Below are 20,935 nucleotides of genomic sequence, written 5' to 3'. Positions count from 1 at the left end.
TTTCAAATTCTCAAAAACCAGATACAGAAAAATGAGAAATTATTCAGAAACCGTAAGTTTGACCAATTCTATTTTATTTTCTGTTGCTTTCAGTATTTTGAATTTAAACTTGCCAATGTCAATAATGTCGTTAACCTTTGGAAGATTTTCGTAATGGAATAAAATTAATCCGGCCACAGTTTCAAAATCATCTGTCTTGGGGAGTTCAAGGTTTAATTTCTCGTTCACATCGTCAATTTCCAGGCGTCCGCTTAAAACATATTCGTTTTCTCCAACCAAATTGATCTGAAGGTCGGTACTGTCATGTTCATCTTCAATCTCACCGAAAATTTCCTCCATAATATCTTCCATGGTCACAATACCTGATGTTCCTCCAAATTCATCAACAACAACGGCTATGCTTCTTTTCTCCTGCATAAAAACCTTAAGCAGCTTGCTGGCTGCCATTGTTTCAGGGACAATTGGTATATTCATGATCCTTGATCGTAAAGTCTTCGGGTTTTTAAACAACTCTGAAGAGTGAATATAACCAACAACATGGTCAATGTTTTCCTTATATATGAGAATTTTAGACAGGCCGGTTTCAATGAACCGAAGCTTTAAATCTTCAAGAGAGGATTCAATGTCAACCGCAACAACTTCTGTTCTTGGAATCACACATTCACGCAGTTTTACGCGTGAAAAGTCCAGTGCATTCTGAAAGATTTTAACATCATGATCAATGGGAGCTGATTCTCCCAGGTTACTTTCATAGGTTTCTTCAAGCAGGTTATTCAGTTCTATTCTGCCAAATACTGGTTTTTCTTCTGATGTGTCGAATTTAACTCTGAAAAGCCGTAAAATTTTTGCAGATACCCAGGATGAAAATGAAGCAACGGGATAGAGGAGTATATAAGATAGAATCAGCGGAATCGATAATATCTTTAATGATAGGTTCGGATTCAGCCTGAAAACCGTTTTAGGAAGAAATTCTGCTGTGATCAGAATAATTAATGTAGAGAATATTGTCTGCAGCAATAATACTACGAGCCCCGAATCGACATATCTGAAGAATACCGGTTCAAGCACTTTTGCCATCTGAAGACTATAAATTACCAGTGCAATATTATTTCCAACCAGCATGGTGGCAATAAACTGCTGTGGATGTTCATAAAATATAGAAAGGATGTTTGATGTGAATTGCCCCTTTTGCCGGTCCAGTTCGAATCTGAGCTTATTGGAAGCCACAAAAGCTATTTCCATGCCTGAGAAAAAAGCTGAGAAAGTAACGGTGATCAGGATGGTAGCGAGTGAACTCATTGCAATATTTTGTATGAAAATAAGAAAGAGAATTTAAAAATTCAAATTATTCGATATCTATCAAAAATGTGGCGGTCACTTTTTCAAATGAATACTGCGTGAAATTCTGGTTAGATTCAAAACCTGTGCAAATAACAACCTGTCCGGTTTTATGGTTTGTAATCCTTAACATCTGGTCAGTATAAAGCTTTTCTTTTTCCTGATCCCAGTACATTAGTTCGGTTTCAAAAGTCTCATCGTCAATATTGCGGGCAAAGACTTTATTTTCCAGCCGCCATAATTTTTCCTTTTCAAGATACCTGGCGTAATTACATTCTATTTCGGAATCAACTACCTGATCATGATTATATCGCTTGAGTTTTAGTCCCTTGCTGAATTCCCAGTATGGCTCGTCAACTTTATCAAATACTTCGTACAAAGGTGCTGTAATAATATACTTTACATATCCTGAATCTGAAACAATGGATTCAATATTTATTGCTTTGACCGATGGCCATTTGGTACGGTCAATTTCGGAAACAAGTTGTGTTTTTGATTTAGTGCAACCTGAAAAAATTATTGCAGCACAGAATAGAAGTGCTGCAATAACAGATATTTTAATATGAATTTTGTATCGTAACAAAATCAGTCTTTAGGCGTACAAATTGTTGTCTCGTTGATCCATCCACCTACATGATAGGGCTTATTCAGTTCGAATCCTTCCTCCATAAAAATTTCTTCGGTATCAGGAAAATATTGAGAGTAAATTTTTATATTCTTATTTGCATCATCTGCACTTGAAGGATCAACCTGTTTAGCTTTTTTGAATTTGTCCACGGCAGCCCAGTAACCGGCCCTGTTTTCAATATCTTTGCTTCCCAACTGCTGAGCCTGAGCAGACGCAGCATACATTTGTCCGATCAGAATATATGGATTGCCCCAGTTTGGTCTGGCCGCGATAGCTTTTAGCGCATATGATCTTGCAACCGGGTAGTCCTTTTTCTTTGTAAATTCAATATTGGCCATCAGGTAAAGATAATCTGCTTTTTTATCGTTATCTGTTTCCAGACTTACGGCTTGTTTCAGAAATTCCATGGCTTTATCAATATCCTCATGGCTTGGATTGATATACATCCTTGCCAATGCAACAGCACCAGCTGGACTTGGCTCAATATCAAACTCGAGTTCTGCAGCTTTAAAATATGTCTCTGATTCAGTACATCCTGATTTATCAAACAGATTAATGATTTTTTCCAGTTCTTCTTTATTGTCCCTAAGTTCATCAAGCTTAACTGAATACATTTTTTCAAGAGTTCCACAATCTGCAGCACCGCTGTTGGCAAAATTTGTTTCTGCAGCTTCTCTTAATTTATTAACAGTACCATCATATTTTGTTGTTGCCTTATGGATCGCATCTAATTTATTCTGAATATATTCGTAATTATCTAACAGCACTTCACCTGTTATCTCATTACGGGCGTAAAGACTAAAACTTAATCCGTTATATGTGTTTATACACTGGAGCAGCATAGAAGCGGTAGAACTTGTGAATTTCTTCATCAAGCGATCTATCGCATATTTCAGTTGAGTTAAAGATTCCTTTTGTCCTTCTAGCGTCTTTCCATAATATTTATAGTAGGACAAAGCTTTTTTACCAAGAATATATTCTTCAGGATATTTTTTATGATCACCATAGTATTTAATCCGTTTATCATAAAGCTGCATCAAAGACTTTATCAACTGTTGCTTATCTTCCTCTGTTTGAGCTTTGCTGATTTGCCACTCAACAATGTCTTCCCCCTCGGTATAAATGTAGATACTTGCAGCCGGACATTCGTTGTAACATATAGTCCACGGTTCAACAGCATCTTTGTAATTCTTTTGTTTGGCATATTCGTGAAATAGCGATAGATTACCAGTGCATCTTATACTATCTTCTCCATGACCATACTTTGACCCGTCGTCCACTCCTTTCTGGGCGAGCATGGTCATCGTAAAAGCAAGTAATGCTAATGTTGTAAATACTTTCGTTTTCATTTTTATTACGATTAATTTATTATTCCAGTTTTCTGCGGAAGAACCAGTAATCATTGAATGAAAAATTAATGGTTATTTTCCCATACGATTCACTAATTAAAGAACCTCCTGAGGATTTCATCTGTCCAAGTTCAAATGCAATGTTGAATCTTGTTTTCTCGTACCTCAGTGGTAAACCCAATCCAAAAGTCATGCCAAAATTATATAAATCCTCTCCGAGGCCGGTTATATAGTTACTTGAGTAAAATCCTCCAAGCCTGTATTCAACACGTTTAAAATAGTTTCTGTCTATAAAGTTAGGGATATATTCAATACCGGCGGAAATTCTTGTCTTATTTCCTAAGGTATCCGTTACATTATAAAATTCGCTTTTGCTCCAGTTCTGCAATTTATATTCGCCGGTTACCGTTAGTTTATTCTTTATTTCATATGCTAAACCAACTCCATAAGCTTCCGGCATTTCCATTCCTATAGGTTTGTTGAGATTAGATTCAAGGGTTCGTGTAACCAGAACTGAATTAGTATTAGGGTTCTTAATATTTACCTGTTCCAATAAATCCTGTTTAGCATTTAAAGAGGTCTTAAATTCATAGGTCCCGCCAATAATAATTTTATTTTGGTCATTGATTGGTATGGCACATTGTAATCCTAAAACGTAATGGAGTGCATTTACAGATAGTTTTTCATAACTGTAGAAATCCGAATATTCCCAATTATCAGGAAATGTCTCTATTCTGTCATGGGATACTTGTCCAAAAAGGTATTCAAGGTTAGCACCCAGTGATAAATATTTAAAGAGTTTTGCAGATGCCCCAATGAACGCATTTGTTACACCTCCTGAACCACTATAAAGAATTTTAGTAACGCCAATATTTGCAAGATCCTCCTCAGTATAATAATTATAGCCAACATTTGACATTGGTCTGGCTCCTAATGATACCCCGATATTCCTTGAGATCGGAAATGCCATTCCAAGGTAACTGAAATTAACATCATTATTATATTGCGTCAGGTTTCCTGCTTTAAACTGAGAGAGCTGGCCGGAAAATGCAAACTCAAAGATCTGGCTAAGCGTATCAATTGCACTAAAGGCTGCAGGATTCGAAGGATTTATTGTTTTGTTGGAACGCAATGCAATTCCTGATCCCCCCATCGATTGCCCTCTTCCGAAGGTATTGGTTTCAAGCAAGCCCAAGCCATACCTTGTATAGGGCGAACTGGTACTGTTTTGTGCATTTAAAACAGATACAAACATAAGTGCACAAAATGTAAAGAATAAAAATTTAATTCGCATTGTGTTCTAAAATTGTGTTTAGTCCTATCAGTACCAAATTTGGAATTACAAAGATGGTACTTTTTACATATTTTTCAAAAAAAACAGCATCACCTCCTGTCAGAATTACTTTGCCATGAGGATTATTATCTAAAAAACCGGAGCATACCCCGTTAATTTCATGTGTTATTCCATTAAAAACACCTTGTTGAATGGCTTCATGCGTGTTTTTACCCAAAATGTTTTCTGAGAATTCAGGTTCAACCAGAGGAAGTTTAGATGTAAATGCATTCAGCGCTTTTAAACGTATATTTAAACCCGGTGAAATGGTCCCTCCTAAATAATTCCCATCCTTATCAACATAATCGAAGGTGAGCGCCGTTCCTGCATCTATCACCAGGATTGTACTTCCTGCATAAAAATGATACCCACCAACAGCTCCTGCCAAACGGTCTTTGCCAAGTGTCTCCGGAGTTTCATACAGGTTGTTGAGTGGCGTTTTTATGGTATGATCCAAAAAAATAAACTGTGAGAATGATTCACTGTAATCCGCAAAGTCTGAAAGATTACTTTTAGTAGAACTGATCAGGCATTTGTACGGATGATATTTTTCTGTAAGAAGTATTAATTCTTCATAATCTGATGATGTACACGTCAGAGTTTCCAGCAATTTTTCTTTGCTGAATATTGCTGCCTTAATCCGTGTGTTCCCTTCGTCAATTATCAGGTTCATCATCAATTGTTTATATAAAGACGACAAAAGTATTTATTTTACTGAGATACAAAGTATTTCTGTCGTAAGTAAAGTGTTAATCTTTGATAAATTAATCAGGTTTTATTTAATTTGCTTTACTACAATAACGTTTTTGCAGTTGTCAATATTGCTAAAACGGAGAACAGATGAAACGGTTACAGTAAAATATTTAGTTACTGGTATGAAAATAAACTATACAGCCATAATTCTGACTGCTCTGGCCCTGGTTGGTCTTACCATATATCGCTTGTTAACACCTGACGATTATTTAATGATCCTGTCAAAACCTGATCATCACAGCAACTGTTATTTTGCTGAAAGTTCAGATGGTTTGCATTGGAATATGATCAATGCATCTAGTCCGGTGAATATTCCCTTGCCTGATCATGCCAGTGAAATACAGATTTTTAAGGAAAGCAGTCATCGTTACGATGTGCTTCATAGGTCTGAAGGTTATCTGATGCTGACCTATTCAGATAATTTAATTAGCTGGGATAATCCGCGTTTAATAGAAAGTCATATTGGATCGGAAATTGATTTTTCGGGAATGAATAAAATCAGGGTGCTTTATCAAAACCGTGAATCGTTGAATATATTTTGTGTCAGGAATAACAAGACGGATACGGATGTTTTATTATTCAGGGTCACAGATAATAAAATTTCTGATCCACCTTTGGAAATTTTGCATTTAGCTCACAGAATAATGGATTTGCAATGTATGAAGCTTGATAAGATTTATGTACTGGCGTTGATGCGTGAAGATAGCGTTTCGAAAAGTATGCAGATGGATTTTTACCAATCGGGGATAGCAGATTCAAACTGGACACATGTTTCTGATTTAAAAACAGACTTTACTGATTGGACAGAAACAGTAGCGTTACAAAAAAATAACAGAGAATTCTGGTTGTATGGAAAACAAAACAGAATAATATCCGTAAAACAAGACAGGGAAACAAACCTGGTAACTTCAGAAATATTAGCTGAGAAATCGGATTTTTCTTCAGATTATGTCATGAGATCAGGGCTTAAATTAAGAAGAGACGTGATGAAAAAACTTAAGGAACAATTTAAAAACCCTAAGTTATGACATAGTTAAACAGAAAGCGAATATGTTTTGTTATATCATTAAATATTAACCAAATCTTAGTATTATGAATGCAAGCGAAAAGATCGAAAGATACGGTCACTTGAATAAATACGAGAAACTCACTACAGTATCATCACAGAAAATTCCAGGTACGCTGGTATTGGAGGCCCCTGAACCATTTCCGGGATATCTGGAATACTACAGTGAACGGCCACACTTTTCTTCTCCGTTGTATATTTACTTTGTCATCCAGGGAAAATCTTCACTTGAAGAAGTTGCCCGGGCCACGCAGGCAGCACGTTCTTTGTTTAAAGGGCGTTTTGAGGCAGCATATGCGGAAATAAAATTTCCACATGAGTCGTACGATGCTATCCGTGTGCGTAATCTTGATAACTTCAGTCAGGTGCCGGTATTGCAGGAAGTATACAGTAAAGTAGGTATAAAATTCGAAAAACAGATTAAGGATATTAATGATACCGCATTATTGACCATTAAAAAGCTGTTTCATTTGAATGTAGTTCAGGAAGGCATATATCTTGATGAGGGAGAACTGGATCAGGGTTACTTTGTATTACCTTATCACCTGAAATGGAATGAGTTCAGAGAATTGGTTCAACGCGTAAAATATAACTGGATAACGGCAAAATCTGATTTTGCACTTGCTTTCTTTTATACCAACGACAGAATAGAAGATGTGGTCAGGGTATATAATCCGGCTTTATCCCCCGAATTTTTACTTGAAGCCCATAAGCAGTTTTTGAACAGAATTTAAGTTATTGGTTTTTAATATTTTTGATGGGAGACCACAGCTTGGGTCTCCTTTTTTGTTTTTTTGGAGTCATCCTGCAAGAATCCTTCTTGCCGAATATCCTGTATCGGTTTCTGGCTACTAAGTCATAAAAATAGTCCCTTAGAAATCCCGGCATAATATAGAACACAGCTAATATATTTGCTGGAAATCCGAGTAGCCATGCAGTTTTCAATACTGCATCAGACTTAAAATAAAGCGTATTGTTGAACGAAAGAATTACGGTATCGGGTATGCCTTCTGTGCCTGATAATAATTTTTGTCCTTCAGGTGACTGCAACGGAACATAACGGAAAATGCTTTTGCGGTCAAACCGCAGGATTAGCCTTGTAGAAAAGTTGCACAGGTTACAATACCCGTCATATAATATTATTGGCACATTCATATTTCATAAACCCGCAGAGAGAACTTTGGTTTACCAAAAAAACTCCGCACCGGAACCTATGCAGATTACAGTGCGGAGTTGCGATATAATTTAAGGGAACGTTTAGTCGTAAAGGTGAACTATATCACCCGAACCTGTAATGCGGCTGGTTACTTCGGGTTCACCATAATAATATACTTTGCCACTACCATCAATCCGGATATTCAGTATATCGGTTGCCCAAACCTTGCAGGTGCCCGATCCGTTTATATCCACATATGATTCCAGTGTTTCAAGGTAATCGGTAATGATATCGCCACTACCATCCAGATTAATAATCTGTTTCCTGGCATATCCCTGACTTCTTATTTTTCCTGAACCGTCGAGACTGGCATCAAAAATCTGACAGTCGATGTCAGTTGTTGTAATACTTCCGCTGCCGTTCAAGTCAGCAAATACACGGTCTGCAGCTATTTTCAGCGTCATAATATCTCCTGATCCGTCAATGGACATGGCAAAATCATTATTCATGCTGAAGTTGTCCATTACATCAATGTTACCTGAACCATCAATGGATACATAGTGCAGCTCTGGCAATGTGATTTTATACTGGAGTTTATCGTAGCTAATGGTTCGGAATTCATTTTTAAAACCGAGGTGTAGTACGCCGTCAACAACATAATTATTCAATAAATCGTAAAGATCGGAATGCGTAGTAACTTCTACGCTGAATGTTTCACCATAGTATATGAATACGTCACCTGAACCATCCAGTTCCACGCCTTCAAAGTCGCTTAAGGCATAATCTCTTGTTTCTATTGGTCCGTCAGCTTTATAGTAACCTATACATGAGGTTAATAGTAGGACGCTTAATCCTATAATTGATACAATTATCTTTTTCATCTTCGTATTTTTTATATTAATAGTTTCAGAACCAGCCAAATTTAAAGCTGACCCCGCCTGTGAATCCGTTTAATGCTCTGCTGCTCACATCTTCCAGCTGGAAACCCAAAGCCTGATGATAATAACCTCCCAGGGCAATTCTGAAAAAACGTGACAGGTTGACTTCAACTTCAAGGCCCGGACGCAGCATAAAGAAAAGATCATTCTCTCCTATGTTGCCGTTCTCATAATATGTCTGGGTTGTATAGTCATATCTTGAGCTTGAAAGGTTTTTTCCTGCACCACCAATACCAATAACCATTGGCACGCTCAGGTGTACAATTTCCTTGCTCCATATGATTGGTTCAATGAGCAGTCCGCCGTAACCACCGGCCAGGTCAAGTTGTGTGACGGATGTTGCAGGATCTTCCACTATATTCTGTGCAAAACCGTAGCCTGCCAGACCAAATGCAAAACTGTGGTTAATAATCCATCCCAGGCGTCCTCCGGCTTCAAATACCTGGTTGCCATCCATTGCTCCACCGGTGATATCAATGCTTAAGTACCCGCCATTGGCTCCTTTATTACCTAAAAGCGATTTAAAATCGTCTTTGCTGTGATCAACAATTACAAAATCTTCAGTTTTTTCTTCTTCTTGTGCGACAGTAGTTTGTAAAAACAAAAACGCTAAAACTATCGCTGCTAGTATACTTCTGCTTTTCATTATTATATTAGTTTGGATTATTTTACAATTAATTTTAATTCACCTGAAAACATTTCCACGCTGAGGTTTCCATTCAGCATTCCACCAGTGCCGATTGTACCTGTGGATTTATAAATAACATCTTTACCACTTATTTTTTCTTCATTAAGATGGGTGTTTGAAGAAGAATACATGAAGCGGCTCTTTTGATGTAGAATGGATACTGGGAGCATCCCATCTTCTGCATCGAAGGTGAGTCCTATATCCGTGTAGTTGGAATAAATGGTGATGCTTTTTTCATAGTGTTCCGGGAAATTCAGGTTCAGGTTTCCATATGTAGTCTTGGAATACACGTTCCCTGAAATTTCATCTGCGTTCAGTTTTGAAAAGTAACCGTCCAGATGAAGTTCATCGCACGACTGGATGTATATATCATCATTTCTTCCATTTATCTCCAACAGGTTTGCATCTCCAATAACGATATCTGCCGACCTGCTTTCAATGTTTATTTTGCCTGCAGAATCCAGTGTCATTTCACCAAAGCGTGCCGATATTATAGCGTCTTCTGCAAAGCGTATGGTGGAATTACAATAGGCTGCATTCAGTTTCAATTTCCCAAACATGTTGTATGCTTTGAACTGACCGTGAGCCACATCTATAAATGCATCGCCCGTCATGGTCCCGATAAAAACATCGCCATACCTGTGTTCCAGTGTCAGACTAATTGTCTCGGGCATCCATATCTCCAGATCCACTTTTGTTTCTGTGTTGGATTTGAGATCCAGCGGAATAAAATTCAGAAGATCTTTAGCGGGATCAGAAAAAACGGTTTTTACATTAATAATATAACGTGTTTTCGTTATGGTAAAATCTACCGAACTTTTCAGCTTATCCAGTTGCTTTTTGTCTTCTGCCTTATAATATTCACTTGCTTTGATTATCACCGAATCCTTTTGCCATGTATTAATATGAATGGTCCCATATTTATTGAAGACCTCGAGTTTCGTATCCGGATCAACCTTGTATGAACGGACCGTAATCAGAGTTTCTTCTATACCAGATGCCATTAATCCCGAAGGAATAAGTAACATCAGCAAAAGAATCAGTGTGTTAAGTTTGAATCGTGTGTGTATCATCATCACTGCTGTTTTCGTTATTATTTGTATTCAGCTGATCCAGAATATTTTCCAGTATCTTTAGTTTCAGCCGGTAATTTTGAACCATGGCTTCAATGATTTCCTTTTGTGCAATTCCTTCATTCAAATCGCCCTTCATGGTTTTCATATCTTTATCCAGGAGCTCAAATTCTTCTTTGACTTCTGCAATAACTTCAGGATGCTCCTTCGCAATATGTTCGAGTTCTGCAACTTTAGTATTAACCTGCGATGCATAATAAGCTTCTGCTTCGCTATACTCCTTTATTGCAGGATCAACATGTCTGTTACTTTTTGTCGCTATTTCTGTCTGAGCCACTTTTATGACCATGTTATATGCACCATACATAGCCAGAACAATGATAACCGCAGCTGCAACTCTTTTGAAGATCCATGAAACGCCTGGCGATTTAATCCGGTCAACGTTTTGATCCAGATTTGCTGAGATCATTTCCCAGCTTTTGGATGATGTTTCAAGATCCTCGAAGCTATCGCGGTTATCATTGATAAACTTTTCCAATCTGTCCGGTTCTTTCATATTACTTCTTCCTTTAAATATTCCCTGATTTTTAATTTTGCATACCTGTACTGTGTTTTCGATGTTGAAACCGAAATGTTCAGTATATCAGCAATCTGTGCATGTTGGTACCCTTCGAACAAATACAGATCAAAAACTATCCTGGCTCCTTCAGGCAAATCATTCATGGCATTTTTTACTTTTTCAACGGTCAGATTTTCCGGATAATCTTCCGTTGTTTCCAAATCCGGTACCTGAAAAAAATCGTAACTTTCAATAAAAGTCAGTTCCGGTTTTTTCATCCTGTAACGGTTAATGGTTTTATTCACCACAATGCGTTTTAACCAGCTGCCAAATGATGCTTCAAACCTGAATGTGTTCAACCTGGTAAATGCATCAATGAACGATTCCTGAAGAATGTCCTCGGCCTCCTCCCTGCTGTTTGTCATCCTGTGGGCAACATTCAGCATTTTGTCGGCATAAAGTGAATATAGCCTGAACTGAGCCTGCCGGTCACCTTGCAAACATTGTTCAATTACATCCTGATTTATGTCAATACTTTTTTTCGCCAAGGGTATCATCCTTTTACACTATTATAGACACTAAAAATTGTTTAGGGTTGTAAAAGTCTCTAAAAAAATTTCAGAAAAAAATAAAAAGTAGCCGAATAACCTGTTTTTTTAGGTGAACAGAGATAATGGATCATTGCTGATCTACCTGAATTGCATACAAATACCAATATTAAATTCTTATTCATGCGTGTATCAAAAAATCTTTACTATTTTCATCGGGTCATTTTAAAAGAATAAGGATGAAACTAAAAACATTACTTCTATCGCTGTTACTTTTTCTGGCAGTCTTTTCGATGAATGCGCAAATGGAAAAGGTCCCGAAGCAATATACCATCGAAGCAGGCTATATTTATACGTTTGATAACGGATTTGAAAATTCCGGGTCAAACGGTGGACATTTTTTACTGGACTATGCCTGGCAACTTTCGGGATTTCATAAGAAAAAAGCGGCTTATATAACAGTTCCTTTAGGTTACAGCTGGCTTATGGGACAGGAAGATGAAAAGGATCTGAGAATTCTTTCGTACGGATGGACGGTAAGACACGAGCTGGGAAAGGACAGAGATTTTATTCCTTTTATTGGTTACGGTCTTTTGCTTAATCAATTGCGACAGGAAGGTACAGAAGGTAGTATATTCGGCCATCAGACCCAGTTTGAGTTTGGATTTAATTACACTAAGCCGGAACGAATACAGCCATTCATAAAGGTGGAATACAGCATGATTCGCTTCCCGCAGTTTGGCGCAGATCAAAGCTACAGGATGAACCACCTTGCATTAAAATTCGGCATCAGAATGAATAGCAGGGATGCTAATAAAAAATGATTTTAAATTGCAAGCAAACCGCCCTGGTTTGTTATAGATTGTTATTTTTGCAGGGATATTAATTTTAATTATGAAGAATCCTGCAAATTGTACATCCATTCAGGAAGTACGGTCAATCATTGATGAAATCGACTTTGCCATTATTGAATTGCTTTCAAAAAGACAAAAATGTGTTGAGGAGATTGTCCGGTTTAAAAATAATCAGGAAGAAATTGTAGCGGAAGATCGTCAGAAAATACTTTTTGCTCAACGCAGAGTGTGGGCAGAACAAAACAAACTTTCTCCGGATATGATAGAAAACGTATATAAATTTCTGGTTGAACATAACATAAGCAAAGAATTAAATCTTTTTAATAAGCGATAATTATCAAAGCGAAAATCATGTATAAAAAGGATATTAAAGTAGTGGACTGTACCGTTCGTGATGGTGGCCTCATGAATAAATGGCAGTTCTCCGATGAGTTTGTAAAGGGCGTTTACGATGCCTGTGTGGAAGCAGGTGTTGATTATATGGAGATTGGTTATATCAGCAGCGAATTCGCATTCAGTCGTGATGAAGTAGGCCCGTGGAAATTCTGTGCAGACAGCGATTTGCGACGCATTATGGGAAATAATGAGACTAACCTGAAAATATCAGCAATGGCCGATATTGGGCGTATTGATCCTAAAGACATTCCTAACCGGGCAGACAGTGTTATCGATATGATGCGTATAGCCTGTTATGTGCACCAAATGGATAAGGCCATAGAACTGGCTCATCATTGTATGGACAAAGGATATGAAACAACCATAAACCTCATGGCTGTATCAAAGGTCAATGAACGGGATCTGGAAGAGGCATTATCAGATGTTGCCAAATCAAGAGTTCCGGTATTTTATCTGGTGGATAGTTTTGGAAGTATGTATAGTGAAACCGTACTTCATTTGATGAAAAAATACAAGGACATGTTGCCGGATAAAGAAATTGGAATTCATGCACACAATAACATGCAACTGGCCATGTCAAATACCATATCCGCATTAATGGATGGAGCAACCTATCTTGATGCTACCTTGCTGGGTATGGGACGTGGAGCAGGCAACTGTCCGGTTGAAATTCTGATAGCATTCCTTAAAAATCCGAAGTACAGGTTACTTCCGTTGTTAAAAGCAATACAGGAACAGGTACTGCCCTGGCAGGAAAAAATTGACTGGGGTTATCATATTCCTTATCTCATTACCGGAGCAATGAATGAGCATCCCCGAAGTGCAATGGCATGGATGGATTCAGAAGAGAAAAATGATTTTGTGAAGTTCATGAAATCCATGCACGACTATGAATTGCTGGAGTAGAAGAATTCTCAGTATAGTAAAAAGCCGCCTGATAAATTCAGGCGGCTTTTTATTGCACCGTATATGGTTTTAAAGTTTAATGACTTTCTCTGTTTTTACCTGCTTATTCGTTTTAATTATTACCATGTACATTCCCTTAGGCAGATCAGCTCCTTCTTTCCAGTTTATGGTGTATGACCCGGAATTGAATGTTCCGTCTTCAATCTGCCGTATGTATTTACCATCCTGTCCGAGAAGACTTATGGAAACAAATGTTCTTTCGCTGATCTCAAATGTCAGGCTAAGTTGATCCCGGAACGGATTTGGATATGTTGTCAGTAATACACTTTCTTCGGCAACAGGATGTGCGACAGGTGTTCCCCAGTAAACATTCTCTTTGCCGGGTGTACCATAATTATCGGTCATGAACCATTCTGCAGTATCATTTTTTTCAATACGCTGATAGGAGAAGGCGCCGTTATTATCCGGATCAGGGTTACTATAGGCCAAAGAATCTACCAGTATCTCCTTCTGATTATAAAGTCTCACGCAATCCCCTTCGTTAGCAAATCCAAAGTCAAAATCACCGGTTTTTGAAATTGCATATCCGTAGTAATCAGCTACTGCTCTCGCATTGCGGCATATGACAAGATAACCCTTAGCTTCAATCGCAGTGCCCTCGGGGAGAATAAATACATGATCATCATCATCGTCTTTTAAAATCCAGTTTGAGAGATCAACGGCATTATCACCTTTATTATAAATTTCAACCCAATCTTCCGGTGTTGGAGCATTTACATTTTTATAAAACACTTCGTTAATAATGATGATTTCTTTATAAGAAGGATCGGCTTTAAAGACCGCCTTAACCGTTGATGATTTATTGGCGGTAACAAAGACTGTATCTTTTGTAGATGAAACAGATCCTGACCAGTATTTGAAACTATATCCCTTTTTGGGTCTTGCTACCAGCCGCACCGGCACATCATTAAAATAATCACCGTTCCAGGGATAGCCGTATTTCCCAAGGTCAACTGTATTGACTTTTATGTCGCCCATTTCGGCATCATTAACCGTTAGGGTCAGGCCGTACATCCCATCGATATCATAATAATTACGCACGAAGTTTTTAACCACATTAGGGCGTTGTGAACTAAAATTTTTGAGTCCGTCTACTCTTGATGACCATCCATTGGAATCACCATTCCAACGCAACATGTGAGCAGGTATCTCACTGCTAATAGCGCTTTTCATTTTATTGAAGATGGGTAAATAATAGTCTGATTGCCACAATGTGTTGATAACATCAGCAAATGCATTGATAAACACATGTTGAAAATCTTCGTTGGTATTCATCCTTCTGAGAAGGTAAGTTGACAATGCCGGATTGGGCCATCCGGTGTTATTATCGGCCATAGCAAACGTAAGTGTATTGTGATTGACGTCACTGAAGCCAAAATCAAGATCAAAGGTCATCCAACGCCATTTGGTATCATAATCAAAACTTTGCCAATACTTTACATTATTTCCGGGCCAGTCTGTGTTTTTAACAGCAATATTACAGGCTTCGTATAATGCAAAATTTTCAACATCCATCTGTTGTTGAATATGGGTATAGTTCTCCGGTACCGTAAGATCATTATCTTCTATAAAGTCCATAAGATCAAGGTAGTGTTGGTCATCACCCTGTACAAGATTTATAAGCCAGTTAACATGAAACTGCATGATATTTACCGTAGTAGGATCAATATCGTAGTGGGTGGCATAATAGTATTCGTCAAATCGTTCCCTGATATTGTGAATGCCCCAATATTCGCCGTTAATATAAACAACAGCAGGCTGATAGGCCTGTTTGTCAATTTCATCAGGGAAAAAGCGACTCGCATATGCATCTTTCATCATGGTTTGATTCCAGTCGTTACCCGAACTTCGCAGATTGAGACTATAGAACTTATCAGTGTTGAGCTCATCAAACACTTTGTAATCTAAACCCTCTTTACCATACCTGCTTCTGAATCGCAGGCTAAGGGATTTTTGCGCGAAATTACGGCTGCATCCTCCAAAAATCTTGACACCGGCATCCTGGGAGAACGCTTGTTGTCCGCTGGGTAAAATCATACTTACATTAACCTGACGTTCCCAGTCCTGCCACCAGTTTTGACCGTTATCACAGTTCTCGCCACTTGATGTATGTCCTGGTCCTTCAACATAGATGCCTGTTTCATAGCCAAAGAAGTTATCCGGCTCCGATACCAGAGAAATAACAGGCAGGTCATGTTGTATATTGAATAAATAAGTCTCTGTACAAACAGGCCCTGGCATACCACCATCGTTTATTACAGCCGCACGTATAGCCATAGTTGAACTGATACTGATAGGGCCGGTGTATGGTGTACTCGATTTGGTAGGTTCTGTGTAATCTGTCGTGTAATAAATATGATCACTTGCGTTGTCCGAACTTAATGAGAGTGACAAACTGTTATAAAATATACCTCCTTTTGCAGAAAATGTCACACCACCTGTCAATGACGTATAACCCTGAGTTGTGTTTTTTGCTTCCGGTGTTGGATCAGGAAAATAGTTAAAAACATCAGTATAAACAGAATTCCTGCCATAGGATATATTTGTAGGCAGGGCCAGTACCTGAATGGAGTCTTCCAGAATATTGTTTTTAAACAGGTACAGGCTTTCTCCCGAAGAAGAGATACTGAAATCGGTATGAAATTTTGACTGCGGAAGATCCACAAAGTCTTCTACTGAACCCGAAACAGGAGCAGTGAAACCTAAGGATAAAAAAGGTATAGCGGTTAAATCGGAGCTGTTGGTTCCTGCATTGTGTACCTGAATGGCCAACACATTTTCACCGTCAATCAATAAGTCCTGAATGTTTTCTAATGGAAATTCATTGGGATTTCCTCCTGTATACATCAAAGCTTCATGACTGGAGTTGTCTGCAAACGCGTTGTAAGCAGGCGGGCCAGAAGAAGTTATATTGGCCCTGGCAATTTCATTGCCATTCAGATAAGCGACGAAGGCATCATCATAATCCATGTGTAATATAGCCTTCTGTACCAGATTTTTATCCTTAATTGTAAATGATTTGCGCATGAAAACAGATATGGTTGAAGCGGGTACCGTTGTATTATCGTCATTGTCACCATAACCTATCCCACTTGTTCCATCCGACCATGCTGCATCATCGTAACTATTTCCTCGCCAATCTGAATTTATCTCTGAAGAGGGTATGATATATTTCCAGGCATCACCTTGTTTAATGATTGTTTCCCAGTATTGAGGTGCATCTTTTTTGTCTTTTCCGGATGCAAAAACAAGTAAATACTGATCAGGTGACAATGAAAAAGCAGGGAAGTGCCAGGCTTTCGATGTATCCATGTCATCAGAAACACTATAATCGGCGAGATCGACAACTTCGTTACTGTTATTCCATATTTCCAGCCAGTCGGGTGTATCTCCATCCTCATCTCTCAGATACTGCTGATTAGAAGACATGACCTCGTTAATAATAATCTGCTGTGACAGACAAACCTGTACCAAAACAACAGATAATAAACCTGTGAATAAAGAACGAACAAGCACCATTAATTTTTACCTTAAAACATATAACAAGCTAACAAATGTAATAATTATTACAAATAGATAACATTAATAGGGGGTAATTACTCATTAATTAATCGTTGTTTATCAGCTTTTTATGTTGTAAAACATAGGGATGTCCAAATGTCAAGTTAAAATCCCAGATCTGTTAGTTCTTTTAAAACCAGCCTGTATTTTGTTTTTGTCAGATCAAGGTCTGATAAAATATCAATTTGATGGTTGAGCTGCTCACATGTAACGATATCTTTCTCAAGCAAAAGTTGTTTCTCTTTTAATGTCAGATTATGCAGAATTGTAACCGGATAAATTTTTAAACGCTCAATTAACTCTTTCAGACTGTTGCCATAAGGATAATCCCATGCAAGAAGATTTAACCCACTGCATTTACCATATTGGATTGAATCCGAAGAAAAACGGGTGTTTGTCACTACCCAGCCCTGAAATGTTAATCCGCTGTATGCCTGTAACGTTTCACGCTTTTTGATGATGTCATCTACTCTTGATCTCACATAAAGAGGCACCTGTATGCTGACCTGTTTCCCCTGATCCTTGTGATACTTACATTCCATCAGATGTTGCGTTCCTCCTTTGGTTGCAATCACATCCATTTCGTGCGTTACACAACTGCCATCTACAACAATTCCAACCTCTGTTTCGTACCCCTGACGCGCAAAAATCTGTCCGATAAGATCCTCAAACGGATAACCCGACGGGCCCAGTTCAAAGATGGCTTTTTTCAGTTTGTACCGGACAGAGGCGGCTGACCGTTCTCTTCTTAACAGTGCAAAAGCGCGTTGATATATTTGCCGGGTTGTAATTCCCGGAAAGATGTAGTCAGAGATTTCCTTTGCGATATTTTCGATTGTAGCATCGGATGCTCCTGCGTTATGCAAGGATTTTTTGAGCTTCTCAACATGAAAAAATTCTTCCTCGCCCGACGCCTTTTTTATGCTGATATTATGCGGATTCATTTAGATATATTTAAAGGCAACTATAAATATAGCTCATATTATGTAATATGAAAGAGTAAAAAGGAAACAAAAATCCCCGCCTTATAAAAGCGGGGAAATAATGTTTTAGCATTACCGTCATTCAAGAATCAGTTTTCTGGTATCTGTGACATGATTTGCAGAATTCATAATCTGAATCAGATACATACCAGGATCACCAAATTCATCTATGTTTATCTGGTAAATTGGCTCGCTGATATAGGATTCAAATACCACTCTTCCAGTTACGTCTGTTATCAAGATTTTATGCCCGGATATCTGATTGTAATAACTTCCTGTATTTATGGTCACCATATCCCTTGTTGGATTTGGATAGATTAAAATTCTGTTTGTCATATCTTCTTCCTGATTGTTGGTAAAGGTGACATCTATAATCAGTGTATCAGTAACAGATACAGAGTCTGTAACTGATTCTGTACAATAATTTGGATCAAAAATGTATTTTTCGTACTGTGTTACTATACTATCGCAACCATATATGCTTATTAGGGTATCAATACCCTTGTAATATGTTTGGGGTGAAACCGCTTCAAATTCTTTGGATGAGACATAATATATGGCTGTATCAATAACATTTCGTTCTTTACAAATCACTTCTGAATAGAGCTCCTGCATTTCTTGATAGGATATGGCTCTGCTGTAGATTCTTATATCATCAATGACACCGGGTACATTGTCTTCCCGGTCGCCGGATTTGCCAATATAGAGATCATGAGTAAATGCATTTAATATCCCAATATTAAGTTTGGTATCTATTAACTCATCATTTACATATAATTTACAGGTTTCACCATCAAAAGTCATTGAGATAAAATACCATTTACCAGGTTCCCATATATAATTTTCGCTCCGGTTTCCGGTTCTGGCATTTTTGGTATTTATATCACAAGCAAATCTGTAACGTGAATAATCTTTGTAATCACCTGAGACACCAACATGATATTGTGGTGTTGTATCGGAATAATGTCCTTTATCTATAAGGCTGTTATTTCCAATGCCAACAAAATAATCAGGTTTATACCATAAGCAAATACTTATTTCATTCGGATTTAACAAATCAGTATCCTTTACGACCATATAATCATTAATTCCATCAAAACTATACGCGTTGTTTGTATTACCAAATCTGTCGTAAGCTAACTCCGGGCCGTTAACATCCGCGTGCAAATTGTTACCACTGTAATCATATGCATTTCCGTCAAAAGGATAGTAAGCAACTAAACCACTATCAAGTTTAACCGGTGGAATATGCTCATTATATAAATCGCTAATGTTATTTTCAGATAGTGCTTTACTGAATATTTTGATTTCATCCAAATAACCTGAAAACGGATTAATATCTCCATAGTATAATTTTTGAAGTCCGAATTTTAAGTCCTGATCATTATCAGTGTTTTGCGGAGCTGCTATTGTTTGGGCAACAGGATGATTATCGACAAACAGTTGATGTAAACTATCCATTCTTACCGCTACGATATGATGCCATTCATTATCTGCAATATTATTTTTGCAGGTTGTTATAATAGAATTTCTGGTTCCGTTTCCGGTTGTAAAAGACGCAGTGCCTTGTTGATCATTTAGCCTTATCCAGTACTGGGGATCATCGTATTCATTAATTCCTCCTTTCTGGCAAATCATTTGTCTTGCATCTGAATTGCTTTTTACCCAAAGTGAAATACTGAAATTTTCGGTGCCGAAATTCAGTTTATTATCATGGGGCACTACAAGGTAAGCAGCATTTTCGAAATAAGCGGCGGCATTGTTTTTGCCAAATAAGTCTGATCCAAACGTTACACCATGATTTTCTGCGTCAAAACCATTGCCACTCATGTCATTAAACGTGGAGTCTAATGGATAATAAGCAATAAGTCCTTCTTCAGTATTATTTATCTGGTCGTATTTATCATATAAACTGTCTATTTCATCATAGTTTAAAGCGCGGGAATAAACCCGTACATCATCTATTTTACCGTTGAAGTTATAGTTAAAACTATTATAATTTTTATTATTTCCCGCAAAAGTGCCGATATATAATGGGTGGTTCATATTCAGAGAAACGCCATCATTAAGATCTTCTGAAATTAATTTCCCGTTAATGTAACTACGCGTTGTATCTCCTTCCCGGATAAACACACAATGACACCATTGATCTAATAACGCTGTCCCAGGGGATAATTGTGAAATAAAAACATTTCCATCCAGATCTTTTGTTGAAGTCAAAACATATGATTTGTAGCTTTCGTCCAAGCCCAAAGAAATATTAAATCCATCAGTAATAATATCTGAGATGTCAACAGAAGACTTTGCATGTCCGTCAAAAATGTAAGGTAGGTCAACTAAAGATTTCCAGTTATCACTTGGCTGTATTTCCCAGTCTGCTAATCTGAACCAAACAGAAATTGAAAAATCACAAACACTGTCAAGGTTTGTAATTGGCGAAATTTCAATAAAATCATCTATTCCGTCAAAATAGTAAGCGCTGTTTTCATTTCCGAATCTGTCATCTGTTATGCTGGCACCATAAACTGTTCCATTATTATGATAAATGCTCGAATCATTGGCATTCCCATTAAATGGATAATATACAACTAATCCACTGTCCAGGTTTACCTGACCAAAAGAAATCTGATATAAAACAACCAGTAATAAAAGTAATTTTGTTTTCATAGCACTACGGTTAATTGAATAATTCTCAAACAGATTGCTAAGTTAAGTAATTTTTTAAAAATGATATATAATTTTTAAC

General features: G+C 37.7%; 19 protein-coding genes. 5 read left to right on the top strand and 14 right to left on the bottom strand.

Going from position 1 to position 20,935, the window contains the following annotated elements; all coding sequences use genetic code 11:
- Positions 1-39 precede the first annotated feature (39 nt).
- Genes ACE01N_RS17870 through ACE01N_RS17850 form a run of 5 tightly spaced genes read right to left on the bottom strand, consistent with a single transcriptional unit; the run spans position 40 to position 5,324 of the window.
- Positions 40-1,299 carry a hemolysin family protein gene (locus ACE01N_RS17870; RefSeq protein ID WP_380591959.1) on the bottom strand — a complete coding sequence of 420 codons (1,260 nt, stop codon included), beginning with the start codon at positions 1,297-1,299 and terminating at the stop codon, positions 40-42.
- A gap of 46 nt (positions 1,300-1,345) precedes the next feature.
- A complete protein-coding gene (gene lptC, locus ACE01N_RS17865; RefSeq protein ID WP_380591957.1) occupies positions 1,346-1,921 on the bottom strand; it encodes an LPS export ABC transporter periplasmic protein LptC in 576 nt (191 codons plus the stop codon).
- Positions 1,922-1,923: 2 nt separating this feature from the next.
- Positions 1,924-3,315, bottom strand: a complete 1,392-nt coding sequence (locus ACE01N_RS17860) for a tetratricopeptide repeat protein (protein ID WP_380591955.1) — start codon at positions 3,313-3,315, stop codon at positions 1,924-1,926.
- 19 nt (positions 3,316-3,334) lie between these two features.
- Complete coding sequence (locus tag ACE01N_RS17855; RefSeq protein ID WP_380591953.1) at positions 3,335-4,609, bottom strand: BamG family beta-barrel-assembly machinery protein; 1,275 nt, start codon at positions 4,607-4,609, stop codon at positions 3,335-3,337.
- The gene (locus tag ACE01N_RS17850; protein ID WP_380591951.1) at positions 4,599-5,324 is read right to left on the bottom strand and encodes a type III pantothenate kinase; all 726 of its coding nucleotides are present in this window, start codon (positions 5,322-5,324) and stop codon (positions 4,599-4,601) included. The genes ACE01N_RS17855 and ACE01N_RS17850 overlap by 11 nt, the downstream gene beginning before the upstream one ends.
- A gap of 199 nt (positions 5,325-5,523) precedes the next feature.
- On the opposite strand from ACE01N_RS17850, the gene ACE01N_RS17845 reads away from it, so the two are divergent.
- Together ACE01N_RS17845 and ACE01N_RS17840 are read left to right on the top strand one after the other, a co-directional pair.
- A complete protein-coding gene (locus ACE01N_RS17845) occupies positions 5,524-6,429 on the top strand; it encodes a hypothetical protein (RefSeq protein ID WP_380591949.1) in 906 nt (301 codons plus the stop codon).
- 64 nt (positions 6,430-6,493) lie between these two features.
- A complete protein-coding gene (locus tag ACE01N_RS17840) occupies positions 6,494-7,201 on the top strand; it encodes a hypothetical protein (protein ID WP_380591947.1) in 708 nt (235 codons plus the stop codon).
- Between the two features lies 1 nt (position 7,202).
- Here the strand turns inward: ACE01N_RS17840 and ACE01N_RS17835 are convergent, their stop codons facing one another.
- The 6 genes from ACE01N_RS17835 to ACE01N_RS17810 all read right to left on the bottom strand — a co-directional run bounded on the left by ACE01N_RS17835 (position 7,203) and on the right by ACE01N_RS17810 (position 11,429).
- The gene (locus ACE01N_RS17835) at positions 7,203-7,622 is read right to left on the bottom strand and encodes a thiol-disulfide oxidoreductase DCC family protein (protein ID WP_380591945.1); all 420 of its coding nucleotides are present in this window, start codon (positions 7,620-7,622) and stop codon (positions 7,203-7,205) included.
- 102 nt (positions 7,623-7,724) lie between these two features.
- Positions 7,725-8,504: a head GIN domain-containing protein gene (locus tag ACE01N_RS17830; protein ID WP_380591943.1), complete on the bottom strand. Its 780-nt coding sequence runs from the start codon at positions 8,502-8,504 to the stop codon at positions 7,725-7,727.
- A gap of 25 nt (positions 8,505-8,529) precedes the next feature.
- Positions 8,530-9,207 (bottom strand): hypothetical protein, encoded by a 678-nt coding sequence (locus ACE01N_RS17825; protein ID WP_380591941.1) that lies wholly within the window; start codon positions 9,205-9,207, stop codon positions 8,530-8,532.
- A gap of 17 nt (positions 9,208-9,224) precedes the next feature.
- Positions 9,225-10,325, bottom strand: coding sequence for a hypothetical protein (locus ACE01N_RS17820; RefSeq protein ID WP_380591940.1), 1,101 nt, complete (start codon positions 10,323-10,325; stop codon positions 9,225-9,227).
- Positions 10,297-10,878 (bottom strand): hypothetical protein, encoded by a 582-nt coding sequence (locus tag ACE01N_RS17815; RefSeq protein WP_380591938.1) that lies wholly within the window; start codon positions 10,876-10,878, stop codon positions 10,297-10,299. Before ACE01N_RS17815 ends, ACE01N_RS17820 begins: the two co-directional genes overlap by 29 nt.
- Complete coding sequence (locus ACE01N_RS17810; RefSeq protein ID WP_380591936.1) at positions 10,875-11,429, bottom strand: RNA polymerase sigma factor; 555 nt, start codon at positions 11,427-11,429, stop codon at positions 10,875-10,877. Before ACE01N_RS17810 ends, ACE01N_RS17815 begins: the two co-directional genes overlap by 4 nt.
- A gap of 239 nt (positions 11,430-11,668) precedes the next feature.
- Here ACE01N_RS17810 and ACE01N_RS17805 point away from each other — a divergent pair, with 239 nt between their 5' ends.
- The 3 genes from ACE01N_RS17805 (at position 11,669) to ACE01N_RS17795 (ending at position 13,585) form a co-directional block, all read left to right on the top strand.
- Complete coding sequence (locus ACE01N_RS17805) at positions 11,669-12,253, top strand: hypothetical protein (RefSeq protein WP_380591934.1); 585 nt, start codon at positions 11,669-11,671, stop codon at positions 12,251-12,253.
- A gap of 70 nt (positions 12,254-12,323) precedes the next feature.
- Positions 12,324-12,617 (top strand): chorismate mutase, encoded by a 294-nt coding sequence (locus ACE01N_RS17800; protein ID WP_380591932.1) that lies wholly within the window; start codon positions 12,324-12,326, stop codon positions 12,615-12,617.
- Between the two features lie 17 nt (positions 12,618-12,634).
- Complete coding sequence (locus tag ACE01N_RS17795; protein WP_380591930.1) at positions 12,635-13,585, top strand: aldolase catalytic domain-containing protein; 951 nt, start codon at positions 12,635-12,637, stop codon at positions 13,583-13,585.
- Between the two features lie 69 nt (positions 13,586-13,654).
- Here ACE01N_RS17795 and ACE01N_RS17790 read toward each other — a convergent pair whose 3' ends face one another.
- From ACE01N_RS17790 to ACE01N_RS17780, 3 genes are all read right to left on the bottom strand, one after another.
- Complete coding sequence (locus tag ACE01N_RS17790; RefSeq protein ID WP_380591928.1) at positions 13,655-17,164, bottom strand: CotH kinase family protein; 3,510 nt, start codon at positions 17,162-17,164, stop codon at positions 13,655-13,657.
- Positions 17,165-17,310: 146 nt separating this feature from the next.
- Positions 17,311-18,150, bottom strand: a complete 840-nt coding sequence (locus ACE01N_RS17785; RefSeq protein ID WP_380591926.1) for a PDDEXK family nuclease — start codon at positions 18,148-18,150, stop codon at positions 17,311-17,313.
- Between the two features lie 117 nt (positions 18,151-18,267).
- The gene (locus ACE01N_RS17780; RefSeq protein WP_380591924.1) at positions 18,268-20,856 is read right to left on the bottom strand and encodes a LamG-like jellyroll fold domain-containing protein; all 2,589 of its coding nucleotides are present in this window, start codon (positions 20,854-20,856) and stop codon (positions 18,268-18,270) included.
- Between the last annotated feature and the right edge of the window lie 79 nt (positions 20,857-20,935).

Source organism: Quyinboa ferrireducens (assembly GCF_042436675.1).
GTDB lineage: Bacteria > Bacteroidota > Bacteroidia > Bacteroidales > UBA5342 > JBHJHP01.
The sequence above is the reverse complement of the archived record's forward strand: the minus strand, read 5'-3'. Positions and strand labels throughout refer to the sequence as shown.

What these genes read in the sequence shown, in the direction of transcription:
- ACE01N_RS17870 (WP_380591959.1), bottom strand. Translation starts at nt 1,299, where the DNA reads ATGAGTTCACTCGCTACCATCCTGATCACCGTTACTTTCTCAGCTTTT.
- ACE01N_RS17860 (WP_380591955.1), bottom strand. Translation starts at nt 3,315, where the DNA reads ATGAAAACGAAAGTATTTACAACATTAGCATTACTTGCTTTTACGATG.
- ACE01N_RS17855 (WP_380591953.1), bottom strand. Translation starts at nt 4,609, where the DNA reads ATGCGAATTAAATTTTTATTCTTTACATTTTGTGCACTTATGTTTGTA.
- ACE01N_RS17850 (WP_380591951.1), bottom strand. Translation starts at nt 5,324, where the DNA reads ATGATGAACCTGATAATTGACGAAGGGAACACACGGATTAAGGCAGCA.
- ACE01N_RS17845 (WP_380591949.1), top strand. Translation starts at nt 5,524, where the DNA reads ATGAAAATAAACTATACAGCCATAATTCTGACTGCTCTGGCCCTGGTT.
- ACE01N_RS17840 (WP_380591947.1), top strand. Translation starts at nt 6,494, where the DNA reads ATGAATGCAAGCGAAAAGATCGAAAGATACGGTCACTTGAATAAATAC.
- ACE01N_RS17835 (WP_380591945.1), bottom strand. Translation starts at nt 7,622, where the DNA reads ATGAATGTGCCAATAATATTATATGACGGGTATTGTAACCTGTGCAAC.
- ACE01N_RS17830 (WP_380591943.1), bottom strand. Translation starts at nt 8,504, where the DNA reads ATGAAAAAGATAATTGTATCAATTATAGGATTAAGCGTCCTACTATTA.
- ACE01N_RS17825 (WP_380591941.1), bottom strand. Translation starts at nt 9,207, where the DNA reads ATGAAAAGCAGAAGTATACTAGCAGCGATAGTTTTAGCGTTTTTGTTT.
- ACE01N_RS17820 (WP_380591940.1), bottom strand. Translation starts at nt 10,325, where the DNA reads ATGATGATACACACACGATTCAAACTTAACACACTGATTCTTTTGCTG.
- ACE01N_RS17815 (WP_380591938.1), bottom strand. Translation starts at nt 10,878, where the DNA reads ATGAAAGAACCGGACAGATTGGAAAAGTTTATCAATGATAACCGCGAT.
- ACE01N_RS17805 (WP_380591934.1), top strand. Translation starts at nt 11,669, where the DNA reads ATGAAACTAAAAACATTACTTCTATCGCTGTTACTTTTTCTGGCAGTC.
- ACE01N_RS17800 (WP_380591932.1), top strand. Translation starts at nt 12,324, where the DNA reads ATGAAGAATCCTGCAAATTGTACATCCATTCAGGAAGTACGGTCAATC.
- ACE01N_RS17795 (WP_380591930.1), top strand. Translation starts at nt 12,635, where the DNA reads ATGTATAAAAAGGATATTAAAGTAGTGGACTGTACCGTTCGTGATGGT.
- ACE01N_RS17790 (WP_380591928.1), bottom strand. Translation starts at nt 17,164, where the DNA reads ATGGTGCTTGTTCGTTCTTTATTCACAGGTTTATTATCTGTTGTTTTG.
- ACE01N_RS17785 (WP_380591926.1), bottom strand. Translation starts at nt 18,150, where the DNA reads ATGAATCCGCATAATATCAGCATAAAAAAGGCGTCGGGCGAGGAAGAA.
- ACE01N_RS17780 (WP_380591924.1), bottom strand. Translation starts at nt 20,856, where the DNA reads ATGAAAACAAAATTACTTTTATTACTGGTTGTTTTATATCAGATTTCT.